The sequence below is a fragment of the Priestia sp. YIM B13490 genome (assembly GCF_042787735.1).
Classification (GTDB): Bacteria; Bacillota; Bacilli; order Bacillales; family Bacillaceae_H; genus Priestia; species Priestia megaterium.
The window spans coordinates 171107-193216 of record NZ_JBHZOT010000004.1 but is presented as its reverse complement, the minus strand read 5'-3'; the positions used below and the strand labels follow the sequence as shown (position 1 = coordinate 193216).

22 protein-coding genes, 1 tRNA gene and 1 other annotated feature are annotated in these 22110 nt (G+C 38.6%); of the genes, 22 read left to right on the top strand and 1 reads right to left on the bottom strand.

From position 1 onward, the window contains the following. The first annotated feature begins 110 nt into the window (after positions 1-110). The 7 genes from ACFX4R_RS15345 to ssuD all read left to right on the top strand — a co-directional run bounded on the left by ACFX4R_RS15345 (position 111) and on the right by ssuD (position 6387). On the top strand, positions 111-611 hold the full coding sequence (locus ACFX4R_RS15345; RefSeq protein WP_013085158.1) for a cation:proton antiporter regulatory subunit: 501 nt from the start codon (positions 111-113) through the stop codon (positions 609-611). Then, positions 612-1823, top strand: a complete 1212-nt coding sequence (locus ACFX4R_RS15340; RefSeq protein ID WP_025750630.1) for a cation:proton antiporter — start codon at positions 612-614, stop codon at positions 1821-1823. It abuts the gene before it with no gap. 190 nt (positions 1824-2013) lie between these two features. After that, the gene (locus tag ACFX4R_RS15335; RefSeq protein WP_026106708.1) at positions 2014-2757 is read left to right on the top strand and encodes an ABC transporter ATP-binding protein; all 744 of its coding nucleotides are present in this window, start codon (positions 2014-2016) and stop codon (positions 2755-2757) included. Positions 2758-2790: 33 nt separating this feature from the next. Then, positions 2791-3777, top strand: coding sequence for an aliphatic sulfonate ABC transporter substrate-binding protein (locus ACFX4R_RS15330; protein ID WP_237074112.1), 987 nt, complete (start codon positions 2791-2793; stop codon positions 3775-3777). A gap of 10 nt (positions 3778-3787) precedes the next feature. Beyond that, positions 3788-4642, top strand: a complete 855-nt coding sequence (locus ACFX4R_RS15325; RefSeq protein WP_016765676.1) for an ABC transporter permease — start codon at positions 3788-3790, stop codon at positions 4640-4642. Between the two features lie 69 nt (positions 4643-4711). Next, positions 4712-5266 carry an NADPH-dependent FMN reductase gene (gene ssuE / locus ACFX4R_RS15320; RefSeq protein ID WP_165575775.1) on the top strand — a complete coding sequence of 185 codons (555 nt, stop codon included), beginning with the start codon at positions 4712-4714 and terminating at the stop codon, positions 5264-5266. Further along, complete coding sequence (gene ssuD, locus ACFX4R_RS15315; RefSeq protein ID WP_043976051.1) at positions 5263-6387, top strand: FMNH2-dependent alkanesulfonate monooxygenase; 1125 nt, start codon at positions 5263-5265, stop codon at positions 6385-6387. Before ssuE ends, ssuD begins: the two co-directional genes overlap by 4 nt. Positions 6388-6453: 66 nt before the next feature. Here ssuD and ACFX4R_RS15310 read toward each other — a convergent pair whose 3' ends face one another. Next, entirely contained in the window at positions 6454-6660 is a 207-nt protein-coding gene (locus ACFX4R_RS15310) for a hypothetical protein (protein ID WP_013059387.1), read from the bottom strand. Between the two features lie 240 nt (positions 6661-6900). Here ACFX4R_RS15310 and ACFX4R_RS15305 point away from each other — a divergent pair, with 240 nt between their 5' ends. The 15 genes from ACFX4R_RS15305 to ACFX4R_RS15235 all read left to right on the top strand — a co-directional run bounded on the left by ACFX4R_RS15305 (position 6901) and on the right by ACFX4R_RS15235 (position 22103). After that, the gene (locus ACFX4R_RS15305; protein WP_237074113.1) at positions 6901-8919 is read left to right on the top strand and encodes a penicillin-binding transpeptidase domain-containing protein; all 2019 of its coding nucleotides are present in this window, start codon (positions 6901-6903) and stop codon (positions 8917-8919) included. A 442-nt stretch (positions 8920-9361) separates the two neighbouring features. Further along, a complete protein-coding gene (locus tag ACFX4R_RS15300; RefSeq protein ID WP_218039679.1) occupies positions 9362-9994 on the top strand; it encodes a DUF47 domain-containing protein in 633 nt (210 codons plus the stop codon). Between the two features lie 15 nt (positions 9995-10009). Then, positions 10010-11008: an inorganic phosphate transporter gene (locus ACFX4R_RS15295; protein WP_025750624.1), complete on the top strand. Its 999-nt coding sequence runs from the start codon at positions 10010-10012 to the stop codon at positions 11006-11008. A gap of 114 nt (positions 11009-11122) precedes the next feature. Beyond that, a complete protein-coding gene (locus ACFX4R_RS15290; protein WP_043976058.1) occupies positions 11123-11737 on the top strand; it encodes a PH domain-containing protein in 615 nt (204 codons plus the stop codon). A 211-nt stretch (positions 11738-11948) separates the two neighbouring features. Further along, positions 11949-12392 carry a MarR family winged helix-turn-helix transcriptional regulator gene (locus ACFX4R_RS15285; RefSeq protein ID WP_162215008.1) on the top strand — a complete coding sequence of 148 codons (444 nt, stop codon included), beginning with the start codon at positions 11949-11951 and terminating at the stop codon, positions 12390-12392. A 10-nt stretch (positions 12393-12402) separates the two neighbouring features. Next, positions 12403-13197, top strand: a complete 795-nt coding sequence (racE, locus tag ACFX4R_RS15280) for a glutamate racemase (RefSeq protein WP_025601441.1) — start codon at positions 12403-12405, stop codon at positions 13195-13197. Positions 13198-13311: 114 nt separating this feature from the next. Further along, the gene (locus ACFX4R_RS15275) at positions 13312-14397 is read left to right on the top strand and encodes a GerMN domain-containing protein (protein ID WP_162215007.1); all 1086 of its coding nucleotides are present in this window, start codon (positions 13312-13314) and stop codon (positions 14395-14397) included. 134 nt (positions 14398-14531) lie between these two features. After that, the gene (gene rph / locus ACFX4R_RS15270; protein ID WP_043976065.1) at positions 14532-15278 is read left to right on the top strand and encodes a ribonuclease PH; all 747 of its coding nucleotides are present in this window, start codon (positions 14532-14534) and stop codon (positions 15276-15278) included. 9 nt (positions 15279-15287) lie between these two features. Then, positions 15288-15881: an XTP/dITP diphosphatase gene (locus ACFX4R_RS15265; protein WP_013085142.1), complete on the top strand. Its 594-nt coding sequence runs from the start codon at positions 15288-15290 to the stop codon at positions 15879-15881. A 15-nt stretch (positions 15882-15896) separates the two neighbouring features. Then, complete coding sequence (locus tag ACFX4R_RS15260; protein WP_013059377.1) at positions 15897-16409, top strand: metallophosphoesterase; 513 nt, start codon at positions 15897-15899, stop codon at positions 16407-16409. Between the two features lie 126 nt (positions 16410-16535). Further along, positions 16536-16609: transfer RNA gene (locus ACFX4R_RS15255), tRNA-Arg, on the top strand. Positions 16610-16932: 323 nt separating this feature from the next. Then, positions 16933-17186, top strand: a binding site (T-box leader). Positions 17187-17254: 68 nt separating this feature from the next. After that, entirely contained in the window at positions 17255-18982 is a 1728-nt protein-coding gene (gene ilvB / locus ACFX4R_RS15250; RefSeq protein WP_155660677.1) for an acetolactate synthase large subunit, read from the top strand. Then, a complete protein-coding gene (gene ilvN, locus ACFX4R_RS15245; protein ID WP_013059375.1) occupies positions 18979-19491 on the top strand; it encodes an acetolactate synthase small subunit in 513 nt (170 codons plus the stop codon). Before ilvB ends, ilvN begins: the two co-directional genes overlap by 4 nt. Positions 19492-19555: 64 nt before the next feature. Then, positions 19556-20581, top strand: a complete 1026-nt coding sequence (gene ilvC / locus ACFX4R_RS15240; protein ID WP_013085141.1) for a ketol-acid reductoisomerase — start codon at positions 19556-19558, stop codon at positions 20579-20581. Beyond that, the gene (locus ACFX4R_RS15235; protein WP_025750618.1) at positions 20568-22103 is read left to right on the top strand and encodes a 2-isopropylmalate synthase; all 1536 of its coding nucleotides are present in this window, start codon (positions 20568-20570) and stop codon (positions 22101-22103) included. The genes ilvC and ACFX4R_RS15235 overlap by 14 nt, the downstream gene beginning before the upstream one ends. Positions 22104-22110 lie beyond the last annotated feature (7 nt).

Below are 22110 nucleotides of genomic sequence, written 5' to 3'. Positions count from 1 at the left end.
CCTAAAATTACCAACTATTCTTAGGCTTATTTGCTATGCGGATTTTCTAGGCAAATAACGCGGCAAAATTAAAAAATTCTTTTTAAAAACTTTATAGGAGTGATCATTCAATGATGATTAAAGAAACGGAGTTACCAGGAATCGGCCGTAAATTTGAAATTGAGACAAGCGGAGGAAACCGCGTAGTCGTTATCATTCATGATGATGGAAGACGTGAAATCTATCACTTCGATCAAAAAGATTTAGAAGAAAGCATTTTTGACATTACGTTAACAGATACGGAATCAAGACAGCTAGCTGCAATTTTAGGCGGCATGATTTACAAGCCAAAAGCAATGGAAACCATTGAAGTGGCATTCAATGACTTAGTTATTGAATGGTACAAAGTTGAAAAACAAGCGAAAGCTCACAGTAAAACAATTGGTGAAATTGACGTTCGCAGCAATTATGATGTCACTATCATCGCCGTCATTAAAAACACGCAAAAAAAATTATCAACTCCAGGACCAGATACGTTAATTGAAGAAGGAGATACGCTTGTTATCTCTGGAGAACGAGGAAATTTAAAAACGCTCATTAAAGAATTGCTTTCACAAGGAGGTAGTTCATAATTGGATCATTTAGTATTTGAAGTTGGGACAGCTTTGTTACTAGTAGCTTTAGCGGCTATACTAGCACATAAATTTAAATTTACGATTATTCCATTCCTCATTCTGCTGGGCATGGCGGTCGGTCCCCATGCTCCTGAGTTTGGTTCATTCAGTTTAAAGTTTATTGAAAGCCAAGAGATTATTGAATTCATGGGGAGAATTGGAGTTCTCTTTTTACTCTTTTATTTAGGATTAGAATTTTCAGTTGGAAAGCTAATTAAATCAGGCAGGTCCATCGCGGTGGGAGGATCTATTTATATTTTAATTAACTTCACTTTAGGATTATTGTATGGATACCTGACAGGAAATCCTCTTCTTGAAGTGCTGATTATCGCTGGAATTATTACGATTTCGTCCAGCGCAATTGTCGCAAAAGTATTGGTTGATTTAAAACGAACAGCGAATCCAGAAACGGAACTGATATTAGGGATCATCATGTTTGAAGATATTTTCTTAGCCGTTTATCTTTCTGTCGTTTCAGGGTTGGTGCTTGGAGACCACGGATCGCTTGCTGGATCTTTAACATCTATTTTAATTGCGTTTGGCTATATGATGCTGTTCTTTATCATTGCTCGAAAAGCCACGCCGCTGCTAAATAAACTTTTAAATATTTCATCAAACGAAATCTTTATAATCGTCGTTTTTGCGGTATTGTTTTTTGTGGCAGGCTTCTCAGAAACAATTCACGTGGCAGAAGCAATTGGTGCGTTATTGCTTGGACTTGTATTTTCTGAAACGGAACATCGCGATCGGATTGAACATCTTGTCGTACCGTTTCGTGATTTCTTTGGAGCTATCTTTTTCTTCAGCTTCGGGTTAAGTATTGATCCTCTTACGCTGTGGGATGCAGGATGGCTTGCGCTTGGCGCAGTTGCGCTTACGATCATTGGTAACTTTACAGCCGGTATGATTTCAGGAAGAAAAAGCGGGCTGTCACACAAGGCCTCTACCAACATTGGGTTAACGATTATGTCACGAGGCGAGTTTTCGATCATTATGGCTAACATTGGAATTGAAGGAGGATTATCCGCAATTCTTCAGCCATTCGCCGCGCTTTATGTATTGATCTTAGCTATTATTGGCCCTTTGTTAACGAAGGAGTCTAAGCATATATACGGATTTTTAAACTCAGTATTTAAATGGAAAAAGCCAAATCCTCAAGAATCAAAGTGATAAAATATATAAAACGCAGTTGACAAATCGGATTAATATGATAAAATTCAAAATAATCCAATAACAAATCAGTTAAATATAGCAACGGGCTGATCGGTCAACCGAAAGCTCCTACCTTTTTCAGGTAGGAGCTTTTGTGTTTTTAGATGAACGAGCTTTTAATTTAAAAATTCAAGGAGGAGGAACTGCTGTGAGTGTTGTCATTCAATCTGTTAACCGCTCATTTCAAAAAGGAGAACAAGTAACTCAAGCATTGCGAAATGTAAATCTTACGATTAATAAAGGTGAATTTATCACCGTTATTGGTCCGAGCGGGTGCGGAAAAAGTACACTGCTTAAAATGATTGCAGGACTTGATATGGATTATGAAGGGCGTATTGAAATCAACGGGAAGTACATAGCCGGACCTAGCATTAAACAAGGAATGATCTTTCAAGAACACCGCTTGTTCCCTTGGCTTAATGTAGAGCAAAATATAGCGGCTGACTTATCGCTGAAAGATTCGAACGTTCGGCGCCGCGTAGATGAGTTAATTGATATTGTCAGGCTGAAAGGATTTGAAAAAGCTTATCCTCGAGAACTATCTGGGGGGATGTCTCAACGAGTTGCTATTGCGCGTGCTCTTTTAAGAAATCCAGAGGTTTTATTGTTAGATGAACCGTTTGGTGCGTTAGATGCTTTTACGCGCACTCATTTGCAAGATGTGCTGCTAGACATATGGAAAAAAGAAAAAACAACCATGATTTTTGTTACCCATGATTTAGATGAATCCATTTACTTGGGAACTAAAATTGTGATTATGAGTGCCAGACCAGGAGAAATTAGCCGGGTCGTTCCAGTAGAAATTAGTCATCCGCGAAAAAAGACAGAGTTACCGTTTCAGCAGCTAAGGCAGCAAGTACTGAAAGAATTTGAAGAAGCAGGAGAACATTAAAGATTCAATAAGACAGAGAAGGGGACAGAACAGATGAAAAAACTACTTTTAACCGCAGCTATTGTACTTGTTCTCGCATTGGCTGGGTGCGGGACGAAAGAAAAAGCGAGCGGAGAAGATTCAAAAAACGTTACAATTAATATTGGTATCCAACAAAGCTTAGGTCCTTTAATGCTGGCACAAAACCAAAAATGGTTTGAAAAAGAATTTAAAAAAATAGGTTTAAATGTTAAATGGACAGAGTTTCAAAGCGGTCCTCCGCAATTTGAAGGTTTAGCATCTGGACATTTGGATTTCGGCCAAGTTGGAAATTCACCGGTTATTTCTGGTCAAGGCGCAGACATTCCGTTTTTAGAAATTGCTAATTCCAGCGACGGGTTGAAAGGAAATGCCATTTTAGTAGGGAAAAACAGCAAGATTAAAAGCGTAAAAGATTTAAAAGGTAAAAAGATCGCGGTTGCGAAAGGAAGCAGCGGTTTTAATTTATTGTACAGAGCTCTTGACCAAAATGGGTTGAAGCCAAGTGATGTAAAGATTATTCAGCTTCAGCCAGACGAAGCTCAGCCAGCATTTGAAAATGGATCAGTGGATGCATGGTCAATCTGGGAACCGTTTATCTCACTGCAAAACTTAAAAAATGAAGCTCGCATTTTAGCAGACGGCGATTCATTAAAGGTTGCTTCACCAGGTTTTACTATTGTAAGAGAAGGCTTTGCAAAAGATCATCCAGAGTTAGTCGTTAAGTTTTTACAAGTTTATCAAAAAGCGCTTGAATGGCAAAACGAACATTTTGAAGAATCTGTGGATATTTTAGCAAAACAAAAAAATCTAGATAAAGACGTAGTAAGACAAGTGTTAAAAAATAATCCTGCCTATAATCGCCCAACCTCTAAAGAAATTATTGCAGAACAACAGCGGACAGCTGATTTTCAACAATCTTTAGGCGTTATTAAAAAGAAAATTGATACTGGAGATGTCGTTGATAATTCATTTATTGAAAAAGCATTAAAAGACAAATGAGGTGATGAAAATGAGTAAAACATCTGTGGTTTCAGGACACGTCCAGTCTTCAGCAGCTCACTTGCAAAAAATGAAAAAAAGAAAGGAAGAAGCGAAAAATAAGCAGGGGATTTTTCTTCGTTCTCTTGTCGTGCCACTTCTGCTTATTGTCGTGTGGCAAATCATTGGTTCTGCGGGCTATGTATCCAAAACTGTACTTCCTACACCTGTTGATATCATACTTTCTTTCAAACAGCTCATCGTATCTGGAGAACTTGGAGCTAACCTTCAAATCAGTATTTTGCGTGCTGCCATAGGTTTTGCCGTTGGAGCTGGACTAGGGTTACTATTTGGTGTAATTGTCGGTTTCTCAAAGAAAACGGAGCACTATATGGATCCATCTATTCAAATGCTTAGAACTGTTCCTCACCTTGCGTTGGCGCCTTTATTTATCTTATGGTTTGGCTTTGGTGAAATTTCAAAGATATTGCTAATTGCAAACGGTGCATTTTTCCCAATCTATGTTAATACGTATCTAGGCATTCGCGGCGTTGATTCGAAATTATTTGATGTTGCTCGTGTTCTTCAATTTAGTAAATGGAAACAAATCACAAAACTCATTTTACCAGCTGCTCTTCCTAATATTTTACTTGGTGTCCGATTGTCTTTAGGTATTGCATGGCTCGGACTGGTAGTTGCTGAATTAATGGGAGCAAGTGAAGGTGTAGGATACATGATTATGGATGCTAGACAGTTTTCTCAAACGGACGTAGTTTTTGTCGGAATTATTATTTTTGCTGTTGTAGGCAAATTAACCGATTCATTTGTCCGAGTATTAGAAAAGCGTCTTCTTAAATGGAGAGACAGCTACGCAGGTGAAAAATAAAAGAAGGATTTATATACGTATTAATCCTTGTAAATCTATCAGTTTTATAAGTTAAAAGGAGAGATGATAATGATCCAGGTTACAATTATTACAGGAAGCCCTTCAAAGCAATCAAGGTCAGCTGCTTTAAGCAAGTATATTGCAGCATATCTACAAGATGAAAAATATGAAGTGAAAACCGTGCATGTTCGTGACTTGCCCGCTGAAGACTTAATATATGCTAACTTTTCTAGCCCTGCGATTCAAGAAGCTCAAAAGAAAGTGGCAGATGCTGATGCCGTTATTATTGTCAGCCCAATTTATAAAGCTAGCTACACAGGAATTTTAAAAACATTTTTAGATTTAATACCTGAAAAAGGTTTGCACAATAAAACCGTGCTGCCGATAGCCACAGGTGGAACCATTGCTCACCTACTGGCTCTTGATTATGTATTTAAGCCGACTTTATCCGTTTTAGGAGCTACTGCTCTTATTCATGGAGTTTATATTGTTGATTCTGAGGTGGCCTATACGAAAGAAAATGAAATTGAGTTTATTGCGGAAGAAGCAGAAGTGAGAATTAAACGTTCATTAAAAGAGCTGGGATATCATCTAGAACAAACGAAAAGGAGTGTTGAATCATGAAAATGTTATGGTTTATTCCTTCCCATGGAGATGGAAGATATTTAGGGACAAATCGAGGAGGTCGTTCAGCAGACTATTCATATTTTCGGCAAGTTGCTCAAGCAGCTGACCGGTTAGGGTTTGAAGGAGTTTTGATTCCAACGGGGAAATCATGCGAAGACCCGTGGCTATTGGCTGCTTCACTTATACCTGAAACAGAGCGTTTGAAATTTTTAGTAGCGGTACGTCCCGGCATTATGGCTCCTTCCGTGGCAGCGCGCATGACCTCGACTCTTGATCGAATTTCAAAAGGTCGTTTACTAGTTAACGTAGTAGCAGGAGGAGATCCAGCAGAATTAGTCGGAGACGGCCTTTTCTTATCACATGATGAACGTTATGAAGCTGCGGATGAATTTTTAGATGTGTGGAAAGGGTTATTGGCTGGAGATACGGTTAATTATGAAGGAAAACATATTCATGTAGAGAACAGCGAGCTGTTGTATCCACCTGTTCAAAAACCTTCTCCACCTATTTATTTTGGCGGATCTTCACCCGCAGGACAAAAAGTTGCAGCAAAACATTCTGATGTGTATTTAACGTGGGGCGAACCTCCTGAACAAGTAAGAGAAAAAATAACGGCTGTGAGAAAGCAAGCAGAAGCAGAAGGCAGAACCGTTAAGTTTGGGATTCGTTTGCATATTATTGTACGCGAAACGGAAGAAGAAGCTTGGCAAGCAGCCGATCGATTAATTCAGCATTTGGACGACGACACGATTCAAGCTGCACAGCGTACTTTTGCTAGGTATGACTCAGTCGGGCAGCAGCGAATGGCGAGCCTTCACAGAGGAACCCGAGAGGAACTTACGATTAGCCCTAACTTATGGGCAGGTGTAGGGCTCGTCCGGGGAGGCGCAGGAACTGCACTAGTAGGCAGTGCTGAAAATGTAGCGAAACGAATAAAAGAATATGAAGCTTTAGGAATTGAATCTTTTATTTTATCAGGCTATCCGCATTTAGAAGAGGCTTATCACGTAGGAGAGTTATTGTTCCCGCTTTTAAATATTGATGACGGTGAAGGAAAGAGTGAAAGCATCGGTGAGATTATTGCAAACGATAGGTTTCCAAAAGCTTCAACGTCGTAAAAGAAGAACCGGTGAAAAATTCACCGGTTCTTCTTTTACATTCATCTCAGCCGAGAGACGAGTTCGTTAAATTGTTGGTTTAGGTTTTTCAGGTGCAGCTTGTTTATCTTTTCGACTTTCTTGAATATATACTTTAAAGAGAAAAATATTTAAACAGCCCAGTGTGAGGAATAACGGTGCAAAATAATATTCTTGAGACATAAGTAGGACGAAAACGCTTCCAAAACAGAACAGAGAACTAAACATAAAGTAAAACTGTAAGAATCTTCTCATTTTAGTCGCCTCCTATTCTTTTTCTTCTTACAATTATTATATCAAATACTTTCCAAAAAAGACACAAAATATTCACAAAATGTTCAATTTTTTTCTTATTTACCTATTGATTTTTTTGTCGATATGTAAATTTAGTGGGTTGTAATACCAATTAATTCCTGATCTTAACTTTCCGATGGAAAGTTTATGTAAAATTTTATATGATAGAGAAATGGTATTGAAAAAAGGGGGAAAATCATCATGAGACGAATTGGGTGGCTATTTTTTACTATGGCAATTCTCTTATTAATAACTGCCGGTTGCTCAAATGATCAACAGAAAGCACAGGATCGATTTGATAAATATGTAGCTATGTGGAATAAAGAAGATTTTAAAGGCATGTATGGATACTTGTCTAAAGATGCTAAAAAGACGATTTCAGAAAAAGATTTTGTGAATCGATATAAAAATATCTATGATGCAATTGAAGCGGACAAGCTTAAAGTGAAGGCAAGTAAAATAGAAGACTTAGAAATAAAAGACCATAAAGCTGTTTTACCTTTTGAAGTAAACATGAACTCTGTAGCCGGTGAAATCTCATTTAAAGAAAATGCTGCTGTGGTTCAAGAAAAACAAGGGGATACAGAGAATTGGTATATTAATTGGAAGCCTAATATGATTTTTAAAGGACTTAAGCAAGGAGAGCAAGTAAGAGTAGCTACTCAGTCAGCCGTGCGTGGAGAAATTATGGATCGTTCAGGGAAATATTTAGCTCAAAACGGAGAAGCGATTCAAGTTGGAGTTGTTCCCCAGCAGTTTTCTAAAGGCGGCGAGCAAGCGATACAACAATTAAGCAAGACTCTTGCTCTTTCAGAAAAAAGTATTAATCAAGCACTGAGCGCTTCTTGGGTGAAAGAGAATCAATTTGTTCCTATTAAAACAGTTAGTCAAAAAGACGCCTCTAATTTAGAGAATTCTTTGAAAAAAGTAGAAGGCATTCAACAAAAAAAGGTAAATGCGCGCGTATATCCTTGTGAAGAAGCGTGTGCCCATTTAGTTGGATACGTTGCGCCTGTCACAGCGGAATATTTAAAAGAGCATAAAGATGAAAGCTATAATGCTCAGTCTAAAGCTGGAATGATTGGCTTAGAGTCTTTATATGAAGATAAGCTTCGTGCTCGAGACGGCGTCACGATTTATACTGTAGATAAAGATGGTAATAAAAAGAATGAAATTGCAAAAATGAATCCAAAAGACGGGGAAAGCATTCAAGTTACGGTAGACACGAATGTTCAAAAATCCCTTTATGAACAGTTAAAAGCTGAAAAAGGAGTAGCTACTGCTCTTCAACCTAAAACGGGAGAAATATTAGGTCTTGTAAGCACGCCAGCTTTTGATCCGAATTCTTTTTCTTTTGGAATCGATGCTAATACGTACCAATCCCTTTCAACGAATCCCGATAAGCCGTTAATGAATCGCTTTACCAAAACGTATTCCCCGGGATCTACATTTAAGTTAGTCACGGGAGCTTTAGCGGTTGATGAAGGTGCGGTAAATCCAAACGAAAGTATATCAATCAGCGGGAAGAAATGGCAAAAAGATAAAAGCTGGGGAAATTTCTACGTAACACGAGTGGGAAGCAAGCCGAATGTTAATTTACGTGATGCTTATGTTACATCTGATAATATTTATTTTGCGCAGACTGCTTTGAAGCTAGGTTTAGACAAATTTAACAGTGGTTTAAAACAGTTTGGGTTCAATCAAAAAATGCCTGTTAATTATCCTTTTGAAACGTCTAAAATTGCAGGTGATCAAGATATTAAAGATGAGGGAGTATTAGCAAACTCTGGCTATGGCCAGGGGAAACTGCAAGTGAATCCTCTCCACTTGGCATTGATGTATACATCGATTGTAAACGATGGAAACATAGTAAAGCCTATTCTTATGAACGGTAATGAGAGTGGAATATGGAAAAAACAAGTAATATCTAAAGAAACGGCGCAATTAATTCAAAATGATTTAGTTGATGTCATTGAAGATAAAAACGGTACGGGTCATGCTGCAAAGATAGATGGGTTAACCCTAGCTGGAAAAACTGGAACGGCAGAATTAAAGAAAACTCAAGGTGAAAAAGGGCAGGAAAACGGCTGGTTTGTAGCTGTGGATACAAAACAGAAAAACCTACTCGTTTCAATGATGGTTGAAGGAGTAGAAGATAAAGGCGGAAGTCATTACGTCGTGCCGAAAGTAAAAAATGTATTTCAGCAATATAATAAGTAAATAATAAAAGCCAGTTCTAAAGGAGCTGGCTTTTATTATTTACACAAGGGGAGTAATGTTAAGTTTTTGTAAATCCCAGTTTTATACAAACTCTGAAAACCCTTATTTTAAAAGGAATGAACGTATTATTGTTAATGTATTGTAAAGAGACCTAAAAAAATGTGTTTGAAAAGTTATTGACAATTAACAATAATAGGAGTAATTTTTGACTTGGCGTAAAAAAATGAATCGCATAACCTATAAGTAAAAGAACCACCTTTTGGGACTTTTGCTCTGGTAAACGTTTGTTTTTTTAGAATTTTTTGATACACAAGAGAGGTGGTTTCTCTCGTTATAGTAATGAACAGCTAAGTTTTATCCATTACTTTAAATGAAAAAAGAAACTAGAACACATATAAAAAGATAGAGAGAAAAAACGAGTGGTAAAGTTTCGATAAATTGGATGGAGGATTGCAACGTGATCAAAAGAAAAAAAGACAAGTTTTCTGAAATGTTAATGGACATTGCCCAAAATATTAAGGACTCAGCAGATTTTTTAGGCAGCTTTGAACTTCAAAATGTATCTGACCTAAAGGAATTTGCCAATGTTTTAAAAGCGTATGAATCAAAAGGTGATAAATACGTGCATACAGTGATTACTGAGTTGAACAAAGCATTTATTACTCCAATTGAGCGTGAAGATATTTTACAGCTAGCAATGAGCATGGATGATGTACTTGATGGCATCGACAGCTTTGCTGCTTTAATGGAAATTCATTCAATTACGACATTTGATGAATATGTAGCTGAATTTGTTAAAAATATTCAAGGCTGTGCTGAAGAGATTTTAATTACTATTAATTTGTTGTCTGAGAAAAAGCTTCTTCAAATTAGTGAACATGCAATTAAAATTAAAGAGTATGAGTCACATTGTGATACATTATATCGTCGTGCACTAAAACAATTATTTGCAACATGTAAAGATCCAATTAAAGTTATTCAATATAAAGAAATTTATGAAACGCTAGAAGAAATCGCGGATTATTGTCAAACGGTTGCGAACAACTTAGAATCAGTTATTATGAAGAATGCGTAACGGGGCTATATTATAATGGATTCGATGCTAATATTAACCATTCTAATTGTAGTTGGTGCACTTGGTTTTGACTTTATCAACGGATTTCACGATACAGCTAATGCCATTGCGACTTCTGTTTCAACCAAAGCTTTAAAACCGCGACATGCAATTCTTTTAGCCGCAACCATGAACTTTGTCGGTGCTATGACGTTTACGGGCGTAGCCAAAACGATTACAAAGGATATCGTTGATCCTTATACGCTTCAAAATGGTTCTGTCGTTATTTTAGCAGCATTAATTTCTGCTATCGCGTGGAACCTAATCACATGGTATTTCGGTATCCCTAGTAGTTCTTCTCATGCAATTATTGGATCGATTGCAGGAGCAGCTATTGCAGCTGCTGGATTTGGTGCTTTAAATTACAAAGGTTTCATCAAAATCATTGAAGCCCTTCTAATTTCACCAGTTCTAGCCTTTGTAGTAGGTTATATCGTCTATACGATTATCAAACTAACGTTTAAAAACCATAACTTGACGAAAACGAATAAGCGTTTTCGACGCGTTCAAATCCTGACTGCAGCCCTACAATCTTACACACACGGTACGAATGATGCGCAAAAAGCAATGGGTATCATTACGCTAGCGCTTATTGCTAACAATATGCAAAGCGGTACTGAGATTCAGTGGTGGGTACAGCTGGCTTGTGCGGTGGCAATGGGACTTGGAACGTCAATTGGTGGATGGAAAATCATTAAAACCGTTGGCGGTAAAATTATGAAAATTCGTCCTGTTAATGGAGTAGCTGCGGACTTAACAGGTGCTGCCATTATCTTTGGAGCAACGTTTGTTCATCTACCTGTCAGTACTACTCATGTTATTTCATCTTCTATCTTAGGTGTAGGTTCTGCTCACCGAGTGAAAGGTGTAAAATGGGGAACTGCACAGCGCATGGTGATTACATGGGTTATCACATTGCCAATTTCAGCTTCATTAGCTGCACTTATCTATATGATTTTAAATTTGTTATTTTAATAAATGTGGAGCTTCTTTTTAAGAAGCTCCTTTTTTTTATTTACATCCCCTCATTTGCACAGTACACTTAAAACATGAAAATAACACAATTGTTTTTAAAAGGGAGATGGGGAAATGTTTGGAAAAGTGGCTGCTGATGTATTAGGGCTAAGTGATATTGGTTCTGTTATTAAGCCAGTTGATTATGACAAGGTAGATGCAGACGATTACGTTATGCATGAAGAACAAGAAAAAATTTATTTTCTAATCAAATCAAAGTCAGATGAATATTGCTTTACCAATAAAGCGCTCATTCATCTTGATGGAACAAGTGCTACAAGCAAAAAGCGAATGCTTCGCCGCTATAACTACAGCACAAATCACATTTCAAACGTGATGCTAGAAACGGCTGGAACTGTCGATTTAGATGTGGAAATTAAATTTAAAATTGGCTCGGAGACGTTTTCTATCGATGTACACAAAAAGCATATAGAAGAGGTAAAAGATTTATATAAAGCGTTGTTTAAAATATCTGAAATAACGCGTGAAAATGAAATTGCGCTCGATTTTGCTAAACAAAGCATTCAGCTAGCTTCTTCTACGCTAAGCAGTACAAGAAATACAAGTGGAAGTGTTGCTGGTGAATTTAAAGAAATTAACGAAGCTGCGTTTTCTTGGTTATTAGATAAAAAAACAGCCTACACAACAAAAGATTTCAGCTCAGTTTTCGAGCTGTATATCAATAATTAATAGAAACAGCTGCTCCTTTTATGGAACAGCTGTTTTTTAATGCTGAATGAGAGTATGTAGACTTATGATGAACGTTGTAGAATCCTCATGTTAACCTTGAAAAATCACTGAAAAAAGAGCACAATATAAAATAGAAAAGAGAAACAATAGAGACGGGTTTAACTGAAAGAAATAATAGAAAATAAGACTTATAGGTGGAAAGGATTACGGTATGACAGCAAAAAATAATGAGGATACAGTGGCAGAATTAGAGAAGTCACTTCGACATATTGCAGCGATTGTGAAACAAAAAGGAAGAGAAATTTTAGAAGACTATACGATTACGCCACCTCAGTTTATTGCTTTGCAGTGGCTGTTTGAACGTGGAGATATGACGATTGGTGATTTATCAAATCGTATTTTTCTTGCTTGTAGTACAACGACAGATTTAGTAGATCGTATGGAAAAAAATAAGTTGGTGGTTCGGGTGAAAGATCCAAAAGACCGCCGCGTAGTGCGTATTCATTTGCTTCCTGAAGGAGCACGTGTTATCGAAGAAGTAATTGAAAAGCGACAAACGTATTTAAATGGCGTACTGGCAAACTTCTCTCCGAGTGAAACGGAAGTTTTACGAATAACGTTACGAAAATTGCATGATGAAATGAAAGAAAAATGAGGCGATTGTTTTGAGTAGACCAATTGGTGTTATAGATTCAGGTGTGGGCGGATTAACGGTAGCAAAGGAAATTATGAGACAGCTTCCGAAAGAACAAATTATGTACATTGGAGATACAGCCCGCTGCCCATACGGTCCTCGCCCTAGTGAAGAAGTACGAGCTTTCACGTGGGAGATGACTAATTATTTAGTAGATAAAGATATTAAAATGCTTGTTATTGCGTGTAATACGGCTACGGCAGTTGTGCTGGATGAAATTCAAGAACAGCTCGATATTCCGGTTATAGGCGTCATTGAACCAGGATCACGCGCTGCGCTTAAAGTAACTAAAAATCATAAAATAGGCGTAATCGGCACAAACGGAACCGTGAAAAGTCAAGCCTATACACATGCACTCCGCGCTCTTCATACGAGAGTGGAAGTGGAAAATTTAGCATGCCCTTTGTTTGTACCTCTTGTAGAGAGCGGTAATTATGAAGGACCGGAAGCACAGCGAATTGTAAAAGAAACATTAAAACCTTTTTATCATACAGATATGGATACCCTTATTTTAGGATGTACGCATTATCCGTTATTAAAGCCAGTTATTCAAGAAGCAATTGGGCCTAGAGTTCAGTTAATCAGTTCTGGCGAAGAAACGGCAATAGAGGTAAGTGCCATTCTTTCTTATAGCAATTTACTAGCTCCTAGAAACATGGAGCCTGAACACTACTTCTTTACAACAGGATCAACAGAACTGTTTCAATCTATTGCATCTAAATGGTTTGAGCACCCTGTATATAATGTTGAACATATCAAGCTTTAAAACCGTGCATATCATGCTCGGTTTTTTCTTGTGGACAAAAACTTTTTTGAGCTGGTCTAAAATGCAAAAAAGCTCGTATACATAGTAGTACAAACAGTCTGAGGAGGGAAAGGAATGTCCAAAAAGACCCAACTTGTTCTCATATCCGCCGTGGTGACCACATCTGTATTGTTATCCGGCTGTGGACTTTTCGGAGGGGATAACGCAGCAAAGGAAATTGATCCGCCAAAGGATGTCACCTATGTGAAAGATGAAAAATCATTAGCGACTGAAGCGAAAGTAACGGAAGCTAATAAAAAACAAAGTAAAGCCGCAGAAACATCTGCGCCTACCAAAAGAGAAATCTACTTAATTGATAAAAACGGGTACGTTGTTCCCCAGACGCTTGAAATTCCTAAATCAAAAGGTGTCGCTAAACAGTCTCTTGAATATTTAGTAGAGGGTGGACCGGTCACAAACTTATTGCCAAATAATTTCCGAGCGGTTCTTCCTGCTGATACAAGAGTTTTAGGGACAAAGCTGGAAAGTGACGGCACGATGGTAGCAGATTTTTCACCTGAATTTGCTGAGTATAAAAAAGAAGATGAACTCCGTATTCTGCAGGCCGTCACTTGGACGCTGACGCAGTTTGAAGGCGTAAATAAAGTTAAAATTCGCATTAACGGCTATGATAAAGATGAGATGCCTGTAAATCATACGCCAATCAGTAAAGGGTTGAGCAGAGCAGATGGCATTAACTTTGATAATACTGGAGTAGTTGACGTAACTCAAACGAAGCCAGTTACGATTTATTACTTAGCTCAAGAGGGCAAACAAACTTACTATGTTCCTGTCACAAAACGAATTGCTTCTGATGACAAAGATATGTACACTGCAATTGTGAACGAGCTTGTAGAAGGACCAGCGCCTGCATCAGGTTTAGTGACAGACTTTAATCCCGATGCAAAGCTCGTAGCAGCTCCAAAGTATGCGGACGGTGAGTTAACGCTGAACTTTAATAAAAACATCTTTGGGAATTTGAAAGGAACGGAAATTTCTCAGCATGTTCTCGACTCCTTAGTGTTATCTCTGACGGAACAAAAAGCCGTAGACAGCGTTGCCATTAAAGTGAATGGCAAAAAAACGCTAAAAGATGAAAAAGGGAAAAAATTAACGGAACCAGTTTCAAGACCGAAAAATGTGAACACAGGTAGTTTTTAAAAACAAATTTTTGTTATACTAGTAAAGGACTAAGTAGAAAGAGGTCTGCTGAAATAGCGACCTCTTTCCGCTGTTTTATAGTTAAAATGGAAGAGACTATTACATATAAATGAATGAATAGGAGGACATGCTTAATGCGTTTAGACGGTAGGGAATTTAATGAATTGAGATCTGTATCTCTTCATACTTCATACTTAAAGCATCCAGAAGGATCTGTATTAATCTCGGTGGGAGACACAAAGGTTATTTGTACCGCAAGCATAGACGACAGAGTGCCTCCTTTTATGCGTGGGCAAGGAAAAGGATGGATTACAGCCGAATATTCTATGCTGCCTCGAGCTACGGCACAAAGAAATATACGTGAATCATCAAAAGGTAAAGTCACAGGACGAACAATGGAAATTCAGCGTCTAATCGGACGAGCTCTTCGTTCTGTAGTCGATCTGGAAAAGGTCGGAGAAAAGACAATTTGGATTGATTGTGATGTTATTCAAGCAGATGGCGGCACAAGAACAGCATCGATTACAGGTGCTTTTGTGGCTATGGTTTTAGCGTTTGGAAAGCTGGTTGAAGAGAACAAGCTCACAGAAATTCCTATTCGTGACTACTTAGCTGCGACTTCAGTAGGTATTCATGGAGAAAATTCGATTTTAGATTTAAATTATGAAGAAGATTCGACAGCGGAAGTTGACATGAATATTGTGATGACAGGAAGCGGACAGTTTGTAGAATTACAGGGAACGGGAGAGGAATCGACGTTTTCGAGAGAACAGTTAAACCATCTTCTAGATTTAGGGGAAAAGGGTGTTTATCAATTGATTGAACAGCAAAAGGGAGTTCTTGATCACCTGGCTGCCTACATTCCGGTTAAAGAAAGGTAAGGGATTAACGTGCGTGAAATCATTATTGCAACTAAAAACGCAGGCAAAGTAAAAGATTTTGAAACACTTTTCTCACCGAAGGGATTTAAAGTAAAATCACTTCTTGATTTTCCTGAGATTGAAGACGTGGAAGAAACGGGCGTTACATTTGCAGAGAATGCCACGCTAAAAGCAGAGGCCATTTCATCCGCATTAAATAAGCCAGTCATTGCCGATGATTCGGGGCTTGCTATTGATGCCTTAAACGGGGAGCCAGGCGTTTATTCCGCGCGTTATGCTGGTGAAAATAAAGATGATAATGCTAATATAGAGAAGGTACTTCAAAAATTAAATGACGTGCCGTTTGAAAAGCGCACCGCACGCTTTCATTGCGCTCTTGCTATTGCAGTGCCCGGAAAGAGAACCGAAATTGTAGAAGGCACGTGTGAAGGGCACATCTTGGAGGAAAAAAGAGGGGAAAACGGTTTTGGGTACGATCCCATTTTCTTTGTAGAAAAATGGAGATGCTCCATGGCAGAATTGACCAAAGAGCAAAAAAATCAGATTAGTCACCGAGCAAATGCGTTAAAAAGACTAGCACCGCTAATTGATGCGCAATTTTAGAAGGAGTGATGACGTGTGAAACTATTAATTGTAAGCGATAGCCACGGGTTACAAGAAGAGCTGCTCACTATCAGAGAGAGACATGCTGATGTAGATAAGATGATCCATTGTGGGGACTCTGAGTTGCCGCAAGACAGCAAAGAAATGTCTGCATTTTTAGGCGTTCGAGGAAATTGTGACTACGATGCATCTTACGTTAATGATCGAGTAGAGTCGCTTGGAGAAGCTACGTGTCTGGTTACACACGGTCACTTATATAATGTTAAAATGTCTATGATGAATCTGCATTACAAAGCGAGAGAAGTCGGGGCAAACGTTGTTTGTTTTGGGCATTCTCACATAGCTGGAGCTGAGCTCATGGACGGAGTTTTATTTATCAATCCAGGAAGTATGTTACTTCCTCGTATGAGAAAAGAACGTACGTATGCTATACTAGTAATGGATGGTACAGAAGCTACCGTGCAGTTTTACGATATAAGCGGTAAACATATTCCTAGCATGCAGTTAACCTGTACACTTTCAGCATAATATAGCCAAATATAGGGAGAAGAGAAGGTTTTTTACCTCTCTTCTCATAAAATTTCAAAAAAAACGTTGACTTTTAAATTATATTTGAATATAATAAGTATTGTCTTTGATACACTTTAACATTATGTCCCAGTAGCTCAGCAGGATAGAGCAACGGCCTTCTAAGCCGTCGGTCGGGAGTTCGAATCTCTCCTGGGACGTCCAGAAAAACCTGGCTTTTACTAAAAAGTAAAAGCCAGGTTTTTATTTATCTTAAAAATGAATGTTTGTTCATTCAGTGTGTACAAATGAACGTTTCAGAAAAACTTTTTGAACTGCTGTAAACCCTTATTACATCAATAATGAAAACGCATTCAAATATTCTGTTTAGTCTAAATTGTCTAAAAAAATCTTGAAAAGTGGTTGACTATGCATAGAAATGGGCGTAAGATAGTCCTCAAATATAAGTTTTCTAAAAATTTTAATTAATTGTAATTAATTTAAAATATGATGTGTAAAGCATTGTTCAAAAAGCATATAGCGTTTTAAAACGTTGAAGAGGATAAGTAGTTTTGATGTTTAGGTATCAACAGAGAGTCGGGTTGCTGGAAGCCGATGTTACCAACTCAAAATGAACTCACCTCAGAGTGTCACCCTGAAATTAAGTAAGGGCGACCGAGTGTACTTCCAAAGCACTCGTTATCAAAAAGAATGTACAGTATACATTCATAAGGTAATCATTACGATTACAAACGAGGGTGGTACCGCGTAAAGTACAAAAGACTTTTCGCCCCTTGACCTATATCATTTGATAGGGTCTATTTAGGGGTGAGAAGTCTTTTTTCTTTTATCTAGAAAACGAAAGGATGAGAAAAGTGGGAGCCAATATGCAAACGAAAGAACCTGTAAGCACTGGGGCACAAATGAATGGAGCTGACATGTTGATTGAATCTCTAAGAAGAGAAAATGTTGACGTCATCTTCGGTTACCCAGGGGGAGCCGTTTTACCGATTTACGATAAGCTATATGGTTCAGGAATGTTTCACGTACTTGCTCGTCACGAACAAGGTGGAATTCACGCAGCAGAAGGGTACGCAAGAATTTCAGGCAAACCCGGTGTAGTTATCGCAACAAGTGGTCCTGGTGCAACAAATATCGTAACAGGTTTGGCAGATGCGATGATTGACTCACTTCCTTTAGTTGTTTTTACTGGTCAAGTAGCTTCAAGTGTAATTGGTTCTGACGCGTTCCAAGAAGCAGATGTATTAGGGATCACAATGCCAATTACAAAACATAGCTATCAAGTACGCAATATCAGCGATATGCCGAGAATCATCAAAGAGGCATTTCATATTGCGACAACAGGAAGACCTGGTCCAGTCTTAATCGACATTCCAAAAGATATGGCACAGGGTGATGGAACATTTAATTACGAAGGAGAAATTGATTTACCTGGCTATCAGCCAACTTATTTTCCAAATCAGCTGCAGGTTAAAAAATTAACAGACGCAGTAGCAGCTGCAAAACAACCTGTTATCCTAGCAGGTGCGGGAGTGCTATTGAGTAAAGGTTCAGAAGAATTAAAAAATTATGCTGAGCGTCAAAATATTCCCGTTATTAATACGCTTTTAGGATTGGGCTGTTTTCCTGCAGATCATCCGCTTCATTTAGGAATGGCTGGCATGCACGGAACGTACACAGCAAACATGGCAATTTATGAGAGTGATCTTCTCATTAGTATCGGTGCACGCTTTGATGACCGAGTAACAGGTAACTTAAAGCATTTTGCACCAAATGCAAAAATTGCGCACATTGACATCGACCCAGCGGAAATTGGAAAGAATGTTCCAACCAAGATTCCAATTGTTGGAGATGCAAAAGAAGTATTGAAGCAATTGCTTCTGCAAGAAGGAGAAGTTGGAGATTATACGAAATGGCATGAGAAATTAGCGGCGTGGAAGCAAGAATATCCATTATGGTATCAGAACTCAGCGGACGTGTTAAAACCACAAAAAGTAGTTGAGTTGCTTCACAAGTATACAAATGGAGATGCCGTGGTTACAACGGACGTTGGGCAACATCAAATGTGGGTAGCTCAATACTACACATTTAATAATCCAGATCGATGGGTAACTTCAGGTGGTCTTGGCACTATGGGCTTTGGATTACCTTCTGCAATCGGCGCTCAGCTGGCAAACAAAGATAAAACAGTTGTAGCAGTCGTTGGTGACGGTGGATTTCAAATGACGCTTCAAGAATTAGGAGTTATTAGAGAATTAAATTTACCTGTAAAAGTGGTTGTACTTAACAATCAGTCGCTTGGTATGGTTCGTCAGTGGCAAGAAATCTTCTATGAAGAACGCTACTCACACTCTTTAATTCCGAATCAGCCTAATTTAATGAAGCTTGCAGAAGCTTATGATATCAAAGGTTTACAAGCTTCTACTGAAGAAGAAGCGCATGCGGCTTTGAAAGAAGCAATGGAAACAGATGGACCTGTTCTACTAAATTTCTTTGTCGCACCTAAAGAAAACGTATATCCAATGGTTGCACCTGGAAAAGGATTACATGAAATGGTAGGGGTGAAACCATGAAGCGAATTATTACAGCAACTGTATTAAACCGTGCGGGCGTATTAAATCGCGTGACGGGGTTATTTACAAAAAGAAATTTCAATATTGAGAGTATTTCGGTAGGTCACACTGAATCTGAAGATGTATCACGCATGACATTTGTTGTGAACGTAGAGCATGATAACGCTGCTGAACAAGTGATTAAGCAGTTAAATAAGCAGATTGACGTGTTGAAGGTTCAAGATATTACGGATCAAGCGGTGGTATCAAGAGAGCTTGCTTTAATGAAAGTAGCCTCTACGCCAGCGAGCCGTAACGAACTTTATGCAGTAATTGAACCTTTCCGTGCAACCATCATTGATGTAAGCCGCGACAGCTTGATTATTCAAGTAACAGGTGAATCCAGCAAGATTGAAGCGATGATTGATCTGCTTCAGCCTTATGGATTAAAAGAAGTAACGCGCACGGGAACAGTAGCTGTTCCGCGCGGTACGCAAAAAGCGGCAGCCAAACTTTCATCAATCATTTAATTCTAGCTAGTTACTAACCAAGTAAACTATATAAAACTATATAAACTAAGAGGAGAGATTTATTATGACAAAGGTATATTATAACGGAGATGCAAAGGATCAATTATTACAAGGTAAAACAGTAGCAATCGTAGGCTATGGTTCACAAGGTCATGCCCATGCACAAAACTTACGCGACAGCGGAGTAAACGTGGTAGTAGGATTACGTAAAGGTAAATCATGGGACCAAGCAGAGCAAGACGGTTTCACTGTATTATCTGTAAAAGATGCAGTTCAACAAGCAGAAGTAGTAATGGTATTACTTCCAGATGAGTATCAGCCAAAAGTTTATAACGAAGAAATTCTTCCAGGACTAAAACCAGGAAAATCTTTAGTATTTGCTCACGGTTTCAACATTCACTTTAACCAAATCGTAGCACCTGAATTCGTTGACGTATTCTTAGTAGCTCCAAAAGGTCCTGGTCACCTTGTAAGAAGAACGTATGAAGAAGGAGCTGGCGTACCGGCGTTATTCGCAGTATTCCAAGATGTAACTGGAGAAGCAAAAGACGTAGCGTTAGCTTATGCTAAAGCAATCGGTTCAGCTCGTGCGGGTGTGTTAGAAACAACATTTAAAGAAGAAACAGAAACAGATCTTTTCGGTGAGCAAGCAGTACTTTGCGGTGGTTTAACTTCATTAGTTAAAGCTGGTTTTGAAACGCTTGTAGAAGCTGGCTACCAACCGGAAGTTGCATATTTTGAGTGTTTACACGAATTAAAATTAATTGTTGACCTTATGTATGAAGGCGGAATGGAAGGCATGCGTTATTCAATCTCTGATACAGCTCAATGGGGTGACTTCGTTTCAGGACCACGCGTTGTAGATGAGCGTTCAAAAGAACAAATGAAAAAAGTGCTTGAAGATATCCAAACAGGTAAATTTGCAAAAGGCTGGATCCTAGAAAACCAAGCAAATCGTCCGGAATTTACAGCTATCAATAACCGTGAAAACGAACATTTAATTGAAAAAGTTGGCGCTCAATTACGTGAAATGATGCCATTTGTTAAAAAACAAAAGAAAGAAGCGGTGATCGCTAGTGCAAAAAATTAAACTATTTGACACGACGCTACGCGATGGTGAACAGTCACCTGGAGTCAATTTGAACCTACAAGAAAAGCTTGAAATTGCTAAGCAGTTAGAGCGATTAGGTATCGACATCATTGAAGCCGGATTTCCCGCTTCTTCAAAAGGTGATTTTCAATCCGTAAAAGAAATTGCGTCTATTGTCAAAAATTCTTCTGTAACAGGCCTTGCAAGGTCTGTTACAAAAGATATTGACATTGCATGGGAAGCGTTAAAAGAAAGTGCAGAACCAAGACTGCATGTTTTTATCGCTACTTCCGAAATTCATATGCAGCATAAATTGAAAAAAACACCTGATGAAGTACTTGAAACAGCAGTGGAAATGGTGAAGTACGCAAGTAAAAAATTCCCGGTTGTTCAATGGTCTGCTGAAGATGCATGTCGAACAGATTTACCGTTTTTAGCTAGAATTGTAGAAGCCGTTATTGATGCTGGTGCAAAAGTCGTTAATATTCCAGATACAGTAGGATTTATCACTCCTGGTGACTATCAATCAGTATTTAATTACTTAAAAGAACACGTGTCAAATATTCATAAAGTTGATTTGTCAGCTCACTGTCACGATGACTTAGGGCTAGCTGTGGCCAATTCAATGGCTGCGATTGAAGCAGGAGCTACTCAAATTGAAGGAACGATTAACGGAATCGGAGAACGTGCGGGTAACGCAGCACTTGAAGAAGTAGCACTTGCGCTTCATGTCCGTCAAGATTTCTATCAAGCGAGCACAGGTCTTATCTTGCCTGAAATTAAGCGTACGAGTGACATTATCAGTAAGCTTACCGGAATGAATATTGCACCAAATAAAGCAATTGTCGGAAAAAATGCTTTTGCTCATGAATCAGGTATTCACCAAGATGGCGTCTTAAAAAATCCGTTAACATATGAGATTATTTCCCCAGAACTTGTGGGTGTTAAACAAAATCCAATTGTGCTTGGTAAACACTCAGGCCGTCATGCGTTCCGTACACGCTTAGTAGAGCTTGGATTCACATTGGAAGATACAGAAGCAAACGTGCTTTTTGAGAAGTTTAAAGACTTAGCAGATAAGAAAAAAGACATTACCGATGATGATTTATTGGCATTAGTCATTCAAAAGCAAGTTAGCAAAGACAGTGAATATAAGCTTGAAAGTCTGCAAGTTCAGTATGGTACGAACAATATTCCAACGGCTACGATTACGCTTCGCAAAGAAAACGGCGAAGAGATTCAAGAAGCAGCTACGGGATCTGGAAGCGTGGAAGCTATCTATAATACGCTGCAGCGCTGTGTTGAACAAGATGTAAAACTATTAGACTATCGTATTCAGTCTATTAACGGTGGGCCGGACGCACTGGCTGAAGTATTTGTGAAGGTTGAAAGCGAAGGAACTGAAGCAAGCGGACGCGGAGTAGCATTTGACGTATTAGAATCGTCAGCGAAAGCATATCTGAACGCCATTAATCGTTTAATTGCTATTCAGCAGCATCGTACAAAGCAAGAAGTAATGTGAACTGAAG

What these genes read in the sequence shown, in the direction of transcription:
- ACFX4R_RS15305 (WP_237074113.1), top strand. Translation starts at nt 6,901, where the DNA reads ATGAGACGAATTGGGTGGCTATTTTTTACTATGGCAATTCTCTTATTA.
- ACFX4R_RS15275 (WP_162215007.1), top strand. Translation starts at nt 13,312, where the DNA reads ATGTCCAAAAAGACCCAACTTGTTCTCATATCCGCCGTGGTGACCACA.
- ssuE (WP_165575775.1), top strand. Translation starts at nt 4,712, where the DNA reads ATGATCCAGGTTACAATTATTACAGGAAGCCCTTCAAAGCAATCAAGG.
- ilvN (WP_013059375.1), top strand. Translation starts at nt 18,979, where the DNA reads ATGAAGCGAATTATTACAGCAACTGTATTAAACCGTGCGGGCGTATTA.
- ssuD (WP_043976051.1), top strand. Translation starts at nt 5,263, where the DNA reads ATGAAAATGTTATGGTTTATTCCTTCCCATGGAGATGGAAGATATTTA.
- ACFX4R_RS15330 (WP_237074112.1), top strand. Translation starts at nt 2,791, where the DNA reads ATGAAAAAACTACTTTTAACCGCAGCTATTGTACTTGTTCTCGCATTG.
- ACFX4R_RS15300 (WP_218039679.1), top strand. Translation starts at nt 9,362, where the DNA reads ATGGAGGATTGCAACGTGATCAAAAGAAAAAAAGACAAGTTTTCTGAA.
- ACFX4R_RS15295 (WP_025750624.1), top strand. Translation starts at nt 10,010, where the DNA reads ATGGATTCGATGCTAATATTAACCATTCTAATTGTAGTTGGTGCACTT.
- ACFX4R_RS15290 (WP_043976058.1), top strand. Translation starts at nt 11,123, where the DNA reads ATGTTTGGAAAAGTGGCTGCTGATGTATTAGGGCTAAGTGATATTGGT.
- ACFX4R_RS15345 (WP_013085158.1), top strand. Translation starts at nt 111, where the DNA reads ATGATGATTAAAGAAACGGAGTTACCAGGAATCGGCCGTAAATTTGAA.
- ilvC (WP_013085141.1), top strand. Translation starts at nt 19,556, where the DNA reads ATGACAAAGGTATATTATAACGGAGATGCAAAGGATCAATTATTACAA.
- ACFX4R_RS15325 (WP_016765676.1), top strand. Translation starts at nt 3,788, where the DNA reads ATGAGTAAAACATCTGTGGTTTCAGGACACGTCCAGTCTTCAGCAGCT.
- ACFX4R_RS15285 (WP_162215008.1), top strand. Translation starts at nt 11,949, where the DNA reads ATGACAGCAAAAAATAATGAGGATACAGTGGCAGAATTAGAGAAGTCA.
- ilvB (WP_155660677.1), top strand. Translation starts at nt 17,255, where the DNA reads ATGAGAAAAGTGGGAGCCAATATGCAAACGAAAGAACCTGTAAGCACT.
- rph (WP_043976065.1), top strand. Translation starts at nt 14,532, where the DNA reads ATGCGTTTAGACGGTAGGGAATTTAATGAATTGAGATCTGTATCTCTT.
- ACFX4R_RS15310 (WP_013059387.1), bottom strand. Translation starts at nt 6,660, where the DNA reads ATGAGAAGATTCTTACAGTTTTACTTTATGTTTAGTTCTCTGTTCTGT.